This window comes from Endozoicomonas sp. ALC013, from assembly GCF_049310205.1.
GTDB lineage: Bacteria > Pseudomonadota > Gammaproteobacteria > Pseudomonadales > Endozoicomonadaceae > Endozoicomonas.
In genome coordinates, this window is sequence record NZ_JBLYNS010000176.1 from 1 (window position 1) to 8,483 (window position 8,483).

6 protein-coding genes and 1 pseudogene are annotated in these 8,483 nt (G+C 47.9%); 4 read left to right on the top strand and 3 right to left on the bottom strand.

All coding sequences use genetic code 11. The features are described 5' to 3' along the window. A partial coding sequence (pflA, locus tag ACO6V1_RS21065) for a pyruvate formate-lyase-activating protein (RefSeq protein WP_422468363.1) occupies window positions 1-859 on the top strand: 859 nt, incomplete at its 5' end. Between the two features lie 77 nt (window positions 860-936). After that, on the top strand, window positions 937-1,470 hold the full coding sequence (locus tag ACO6V1_RS21070) for a hypothetical protein (protein WP_422445836.1): 534 nt from the start codon (window positions 937-939) through the stop codon (window positions 1,468-1,470). Between the two features lie 75 nt (window positions 1,471-1,545). Here ACO6V1_RS21070 and ACO6V1_RS21075 read toward each other — a convergent pair whose 3' ends face one another. The 3 genes from ACO6V1_RS21075 to yciA all read right to left on the bottom strand — a co-directional run bounded on the left by ACO6V1_RS21075 (window position 1,546) and on the right by yciA (window position 3,949). After that, on the bottom strand, window positions 1,546-2,583 hold the full coding sequence (locus ACO6V1_RS21075; protein WP_422445834.1) for a GMP reductase: 1,038 nt from the start codon (window positions 2,581-2,583) through the stop codon (window positions 1,546-1,548). 344 nt (window positions 2,584-2,927) lie between these two features. Continuing rightward, window positions 2,928-3,548, bottom strand: coding sequence for a uridine kinase (gene udk, locus ACO6V1_RS21080; protein ID WP_269674769.1), 621 nt, complete (start codon window positions 3,546-3,548; stop codon window positions 2,928-2,930). A gap of 17 nt (window positions 3,549-3,565) precedes the next feature. Then, window positions 3,566-3,949: an acyl-CoA thioester hydrolase YciA gene (gene yciA, locus ACO6V1_RS21085; protein WP_269674768.1), complete on the bottom strand. Its 384-nt coding sequence runs from the start codon at window positions 3,947-3,949 to the stop codon at window positions 3,566-3,568. Between the two features lie 378 nt (window positions 3,950-4,327). Here yciA and ACO6V1_RS21090 point away from each other — a divergent pair, with 378 nt between their 5' ends. Next, window positions 4,328-5,407 (top strand): methyltransferase, encoded by a 1,080-nt coding sequence (locus ACO6V1_RS21090; protein WP_422445830.1) that lies wholly within the window; start codon window positions 4,328-4,330, stop codon window positions 5,405-5,407. A 393-nt stretch (window positions 5,408-5,800) separates the two neighbouring features. Further along, a pseudogene (locus ACO6V1_RS21095) lies at window positions 5,801-8,483 on the top strand (hypothetical protein); the annotation flags it as partial.

Consider the following 8,483-nt stretch of genomic DNA (forward strand, 5'->3'; position numbering starts at 1 on the left):
CCTCCTGGAATTTAACTTTAAAAAAGGTCAGCTCTGCTGGCCTTTTTTGCTTATGGTATTCAGGGTTTTTGTAAAAGACAGTGGTCTGATTTTTACAGAGACTCGTTGGGTAAATAGGAGAGTCGCCATGTCCCTTGGTCGTGTCCATTCCATGGACTCATTTGGCACGGTAGACGGACCGGGTATCCGTTTCATTGTGTTTATGCAGGGCTGTCACATGCGCTGCCGCTACTGTCACAACCGGGATACCTGGGATCTGCGTGATGGCGGTGAGGTGCTCAGTCATGAAGAAGTTCTGGACAAAATCCTCAAGGTGAAGAGCTTTCTGACCGGTGGTGTTACGGTCACTGGTGGCGAGCCGCTGCTGCAGGCTGAATTTGTTGCCGATCTGTTCAAGGGGCTTAAAGCGCACGGTATTCATACTTGCCTGGATACCAATGGATTTGCCAAACAAATCACGCCGGATATTGAACGTCTGCTGTCCTACACCGACCTTGTGCTTCTGGATATCAAGCACATGGACGAAGAGATGCATCAAAAGCTGACCTATGTCACCGGCCGGTACACCCGTAATTTTGCCATGTATTTACAGGAGCTGAGAAAGCCAACCTGGATCCGCTACGTGGTGGTGGAAGGGTTTACCGTTGATCCACTGTATGCCGCCATGCTGGCAGATATGGTGGAGAAAATGGATTGTGTTGAGAAGGTGGAAATCCTGCCTTATCACAGCCTCGGCGTGCATAAGTGGGATGCCTTCAGTGAAAGCTACGAGCTGGAAACGGTGCGCCCGCCATCCACTGAGCAGCTGGATGCGATCAAGGCTGAATTTGATCAGCGGGGAATTTCTGCGGCTTATTGATGAACTTTTTGTTGGTTTGGTTGGTCTAACGATCGTACATTTTGATTTTCGTATTTTGCCGATGAAGGTGTGTTGATATGTTGCAGCCGTTAGATGCCAGCCCTTCCATGTTAGTCTCATCTTCTGTTGGTGGGTCACCTAATGCTGAGTCTTTAGCTGAAGAGCCTCCTTTGACCCCGGTTTTGAGCAACTGGGGTAGGAAGGTTGAAAATCAAAGTGACAAATCTCTGCCTAATTTTCTTTCTCCAGCCTATGATGAGGCTATCAAGAAGCCAGCTTTGCCTTTATCGAGGAGGCTGCATAACTTCCCTGATTCTAGCTGTAGTGGCAGTCATTCACATACCTATGGGGGAGAGGTTTGTGACCAGGCCGTTAATTTTAATATGCAGCGGCGGGAGCAGAATCCCGAAATAACTGTTGATAATAAATCCTTGGATGATAGTTCCACCTGTCATTGTTGTCACTGGGGAGGGTTTAATTGTTTGCCTGCACCAATGACCATGAATCGAGAGCCAGAAGCGCAATTGCCAGGTAATTCCTCTGATGACTGTTGCGGAGATTGTGGAGATTGCGGAGATTGCGGAGATTGCGGTGGTTGCGTGATTATGTGATTGTTTCAACCACGAAGAGCACGGAGTTCACAAAGTACGAGGAAATCCTCTGTGCTCTCCGTGGTTGATTGGGGGTTAGTTAAAAATACGGTTTTCCTGTTCCTGAACCCGGATAAACGTGGTTCGCTTGGACAGTTCTTTCAGTTGCGCGGCTCCCACGTAGGTGCAGGTTGAGCGTACGCCACCGAGGATGTCCTGAACGGTTTCCAGGATCGGACCACGGTAAGGTACTTTTACGGTTTTGCCTTCCGAGGCGCGGTAGTTGGCAACGCCGCCAGCGTGCTGGTCCATGGCGGTGGTGGAACTCATGCCGTAGAACAGGCGGAATTGCCGACCATCTTCTTCTACCATTTCGCCGCCGGACTCATCGTGACCGGCAAACATACCGCCGATCATGACAAAATCAGCGCCGCTGCCAAATGCCTTGGACACGTCACCGGCACAGGTGCAGCCACCGTCGGAAATCACCTGACCACCAACGCCATGAGCCGCATCGGCACATTCAATAACAGCGGACAGCTGTGGATAGCCGACACCGGTTTTAACGCGTGTGGTACAGACGGAGCCCGGTCCGATACCCACTTTAACGATGTCGGCACCTTTCAGGATCAGTTCTTCTACCATTTCTCCGGTAACCACGTTACCGGCAATAATCACCTTGTTGGGGTGACGCTGGCGAACACGGGCAACGAACTGGACAAAATGCTCTGAGTAACCGTTGGCTACATCGATACAGATAAAGCGGAGTTTGTCGTTCAGGGACAGGATTTCAGACATTTTGTCGAAATCGTTTTCGGATGTGCCGCTGCTGACCATGATATGGTTTTCAATGCCTTCAGGGGCGTTGTCGAGGAAGGTCTGCCACTCTTCGACGGTGTAATGCTTGTGAACCGCCGTCAGCATTTTGTGTTCAGCCAGGGCGAGAGCCATGGCGAAAGTGCCGACGGTGTCCATGTTGGCAGCAATGACGGGTACGCCGGTCCATTCCTGGTCAGTGTGAACAAATCGGAAGGTGCGCTCCAGGCTTACCTGTGAACGGCTTTTCAGGGTGGAACGCTTTGGGCGGAACAAAACGTCTTTGAAACCCAGCTTGATATCAGCTTCTACACGCATAGTAACTTTTTAATCGCCATCTTGCAGTGCCCTGGCATGGTGATCCGGGAATCATACAGCAGCACTGGCAACTACGTTGGTTTGGGGAAGTTGGATGTACAAGCGGCCGGACAGCCTGGATGATCAGGGGAGACCCATCTTCGGATAAGCGAAGATTGCGCCGGACCCAAAATCTTTTTTAAGGACGAAAAAAATGGGCGTGTTTGACGCTTATACGGCTGAAGTATACCTGGGCGGTTATTGAAATGGAAGCAAGGTGGTGTTTTTGACATGCTTCCCGCTACCCGAACAAGCACAAACCGTTTCGGCTTCTTCGGGCAGCGGATACCGGGACAGCGTCGCTTTTAATCAATCAGGTTACGGATCTGGGTTTTGATCAGATCGATGGCAATCCTGTTTTTTCCGCCATGGGGAATGATCAGGTCAGCATGCTGGCGTGCAGGTTCAATAAACTGCATATACATGGGACGAACCGTTTCCAGGTATTGCTTGATAACGGAATCAACATCCCGGCCCCGACTGAGAATATCCCGCTTCATACGACGGATCAGGCACATATCCAGTGGCGTATCCATAAAGAAGCGCAGGTCAAAGGCTTCCCGGATTTCCGGGTTGGTGAAGAGGAGGATGCCTTCATAGATAACCACGCGGGCGGGGTTTACCTTGCGGGTATCTGTCCGGCGATTGTGCTGACTATAGTCGTAGAGTGGGACCTCGATTTCCTGACCATTTTTCAGCTTGATCATCTGCTCCAGCATCAGGTCATGATCCATGGACTCCGGGTGGTCATAGTTGGTACGAACCCGCTCCTCCATGCTCAAATGTGTCTGGTCTTTATAGTAGGAATCTTCTGAAATAACACACAGATGCTCTGACTGGAGCTCTTCCACCAGGGTTTCTGCCAGCAGGCTTTTGCCGGATGCGGAGGCGCCGGCAATGCCGACGAGAATGGTTTTCTGTTTCATGGGGGGAGTCCCGGTTGTTAGCGTCTGTCTACGGGGATAGGATGTCCGTTGTCGTCTATGGCGACATAGGTGAAAAAACCTTCAGTCACCTTGTGACGAGCTTCTGATTTATACGGGTGGGACATTACCCACACTTCAAGCTTAATACGCATGGAGGTGTTACCGACGCGAATGATATCAGCATAACAGCAAACCACGTCACCAACCTTCACCGGATGGATAAAGCTCATGGATTCAACGGCAACGGTAGAAATCCGGCTGTTGCAACGGTTTTTCGATGCCAGGCCACCGGCAATGTCCATCTGGGACATGATCCAGCCCCCGAAAATATCGCCATTCGGGTTGGTGTCGGCAGGCATTGCCAGTGTGCGCAGAACCAGATCACCCTGTGGTTCACTCATCAGAAAACTCCATACGGGTCGTAACTGGCGGCGAATGCTATGCCGGTGGAACAGCCTTGTAAATCCGTATTTCCATGAACGTTTGATGGAAAGTATTGGCATGGAAAACCGTGGACTATTCCTGTATAAGTAGTTAACCAAATGAAATCATATATTTCTGACTAAGTTGTCAGTCACTCCCGGCAACTGCTCCTGCGTTGCTCTAGCTCCTGCATCCATGCAGTCGTGCGGCGTTGCAACTCCGGTCACATAGCTACGGCTATGCTCCCTGCGTTGCGCCTTGCATAGCAACTGCCCACTTAGCCAGAAATATACGATTCCATTTGGCCAACTACTTAAGTTCCGGCTTTGTGAACTGTGCAACCGGCGTTGATACCTATGACATCCCCACTATCCTCACATTTAACCAATCAGGGCCAGTTAATTGTTCGTAACCAGGCGCTTTTCGAGCTTGAGCATCTGGTGATGATTGGCTTGCCAGCTGATGATCTGGCAACTCATTTGTTGAATGATGGGGTTGGCTATATCACGGCACTCACTCGTGATTTCAGTACTTATCGACGTCTGCTGCCTTGGCAGACCCTGCTGGAAGACCGCTTCTCCCTGAGTTTTGCGCCGATCCTGTCGATGGATTTTGCCCGGCCTGTTGATGGTGTTTTGCTGTTTCTCCAGAAAAGCAAACCATTAATGGACTTCTGGCTGGTGATGGTATTGAGCTTTTTGCCGGAAGGTGTGCCCATTTGGCTGGTGGGAGAGAACGATGAAGGGATCAAGTCCTGGAAAAAGCGGCTCAAGAACAGTTTTGACTATGTTAAAAGTGTCGATAATGCCCGTCATTGCGTATTGCTGGAAGCTTCAGAGCCGTTGCAAAAGCCGGAGAATTTTGCCCTTGAACCGTGGTTTGAGACGTTTTCTGTCACGGCTGGCCCGGTCAATATGGACATTACCTCATTACCCGGCGTGTTCAGCCATGGTCGTCTGGATAAGGGAACCCAGGTTCTGTTGGCAACGCTGGATAAAGTACCTTCAGGCAAGGTGCTGGATTTTGGTTGTGGCGCTGGGGTGATCTCTGCTTATATTAATACTCTGCCCGGTGAGCATGATATTACCCTGGTGGATTGTGATGCCCTGGCATTGGCCAGCAGTACCAAAACCATGAGCGACACGGGGCGTGACTCTTTTACGGTACTGCCCAGCGATGGCCTGTCAGAAGTGACAGGGCAGTTTGATCTGATTATCTCCAACCCACCGTTTCACCAGGGCGTAAAAACCCACTATGAGGTGACAAAGCAGTTTCTTTCCCAGTCACGTCAGATGCTTCGCCCGGGTGGGGAGCTTCGTATTGTTGCCAATAGTTTTCTGCGTTATCCGCCCATTATTCAGAAGGCTTTTGGCCACTGTGAGACATTACTCACCCGGGATGGATTCTCGGTTTATCGGGCGGTGAACAGATACTGAAATTGCCTTCTTTCAGTTACCTGAAAGGTTATTTACGACATTATTCTACTATAAGGTATTCATGGTTCGCCTGACCGTATTAAGATAGGCCAAGGGCTTACTTTAAGAGTGAGGCGCGACCATGCATAATAAAATTAGGCTCTTGACGAATATAAGAGTATTTTTTTCAACCAGATTAACATCCCTGACTATATTAATCTCCCAGCGTTTAATAGACATTTACCATTCACTATTTAGAGCTGTTCAAAATCACAACAATATGCCTTTGCTGGAAGCTGAATTATTACAAAAAATAATAGCATCTGATTTATCCGTTAGTCTGCCTGTAAAAATCATAAGACACTGGCCAATACATTGTTCCACATCAACTGACTAATACAAAGGTAACAGGTAATGAATAACCAGATAGCACCAACGTCAGCTGCTTATCCGAATGCCTACACTGCTGATGCCACTCAAAAAGATTTATCCGAACAACCAATCAAAAGTAAATTTCTGTCTTATCGAACAAAGGCCGAGTCAGATGTCCAGAAACTGATGAATAAAAACCAGGCAGAAACCAAGGTTCTGGAAGGCAAGATAGAAAATATGCAAAAGAAATTAACTGAATACCTACAGTATCGTGCTCATGATAAACTTTTCATTAAGCCTGACCCTGAAAAAAATCACAGCAATAGCACTGAGACAAATTCCATTGCTAACAAACCACTCACACCATTATCTGAAAACTCCACAACCACCGATGTCAACCCGGAAACCACAGGACTACCGTCTGGCTCAACCACTGACAGCACGGTCTCATCACCCATCTTATCAACTGCTGACCATACCAGTACTTTCACCCCCTCAATACCAACAAATACAACGGTTAACGACAGTTCAGCAACGGCTACAGCCCAGTCGGTAAACACAACTCAGGCGACCAACACAACAAGTCCACTTACACCGACGACTGCCCTGCAGCCACTGGGGGAGTTGCTTTCCAAGAGTGTGAAAATCACGTTAATGGCGTCGCTGAGAGACGAGCTGGTGGACTACCAACAAAACAGGCCCATAGCAACCGCCGAAAATTCCTGGGGGAATATCACCGAGATAGCTCAGCAGCCCGAAGCAATCATCGGTAAACGCCCGGATGGTCCATTGCCGCACATCCGTGACAATCAGCGGCCACACCCAATGATTGCTTTGTCCGAGTTAATATCAGCTATTGAAGCAAGGGTGACAATGTATGAATTATTCAATCTGGTACTAATTGTTTCTTCCTTCACCAGGGCTATTAAAAAATCCTTTCCCGCCGTCGCCAGGGTTTATGACAATAAACTGAAACAGCTCGCTGACCAAATAAAGAGTTATCTCCCGAGCCATGAACAGGATGACACGAAAAGAAAAAGAACCAGAAGAGAACTTACAGAAGAGGAAATTAAGGGCATTAAATTTAAGTTCGAAAGACTGCTTGATGAATTTGAGGAAGAACCAATGCAGAAAGAGATGAAAAAATTCTTCGAAGGCTTCTGGCAAATGCGTGATACCTTCAACAAAGCTATGTATGAAGGTAAAAACATCACTAAGGAGCCTGAATTAAAAGAATTCGAATTCGAAGAGATGTTCGAATGGATGAAAAATAAAGAAACGATTAAGTCAGGGCTGGAAAAGTACAGCCAAGACATTGACAAGGCTATCAAAGACAAAGATTTCTACCAAGCTGGCCAAATTACCTTCAAGGTTAATATACTGTACGACAAAATACAGAATATCCTGGAAGGCTACGAATCAAAAAACCCTTATCATGAATTTTTAATAGAATTCAAAGCGTTAGATGCCAGTCTGGATAAAGTGCAATCACTGGCCAAGAAGGTAGCTGCCTTGGTCGATTTGAATAAGATCTTTTGTCAAGCGATTGCTCATGATGCCCTGGCCCTGGCTTACGATAAGCAACTGGGATATTGTTTCGCGGATGTACTGTCCACAGCCATAGCAGGCCTAAATGGGAAGTTCTCAACTTCATTGACTAGTCTGGCAGAGTCAATATTGTTTGGTACCGGTTATACTCGGCTCCCAATCCAGATCAGAATGACCTTGCAGGATGTATTATATCTCAAGACTCCATCTTCACTAAAGAATCATCCAGCTTCATTGGGGCTGAATGCTGACAGCTTATATATTGCCCAAGCCTACAAAAATGCACAAATAGTGAGGGTTGCAGTAGATAAAGAGCTTGAAATCACATCGCGCGGATTCAATTCAATAAGTGATCTGATCAAGAAACTGCTTCACCAGGTTGATGTTGACAGCCTTGGTACTGAATTGGTCCAGTTTGGGGTTGCACCTAATTCTGATCATATCTGTTACTTCGCTTTTAGCAAAAGCGGCGATCGCTTAAGGCTCACAGTTCAGGATATTCAAGTCGGTGTGATAACGGTTACTGGTTATGATCTGAATCAGCTACAAAAGAACATACTAATGTTTCTAGGACGTTTTTCTGATCAACATAAGATACCACTGGCCCCCCCCAATGCAGATGCTGTCCCCATTCCAGGCACAGGGTTCTGTCCTCTTACCAAGGATATCCTGGGCCAGTTTGAAAACCTTGAACTGATCCAGGATTCAGCACTAACTCTTAAAGATATAATGACCCACCGCCCCTACGAACTCGAAGCACTTGACAAGGAAAGAATCAACGCCCTGACGAAAAAATACCTTGAAACCGTCAAAAATGCTGCCACCGGGAAACGTCTGCACATCAACCTGAAATCCCTGTCATCATCAGAGTCAGAAACACTGGCAGAAATTAAGCAAATGCCCATGGTTTATCTGATGCGGGAAGTCCTTACCGCCCTGGAAATGTATCCGAATCCAGCTGAATACTCAACCAACATCAGGCTGATGAATGCCCACGTTGTCACCACACTGAATGACATCGCCAAACACTTGCCCTCCGCCCCGAAAAAAACCGCTGATGCCGATGCTCAATCAGTACCACAAGGTGCGGCACAGGCAACCACTAACCTGGACACCATCACTGACGGAGAGCGGTTCAAGCTGGCTGGTGAAAGAGACTTCCGCATGCTTGACCCAG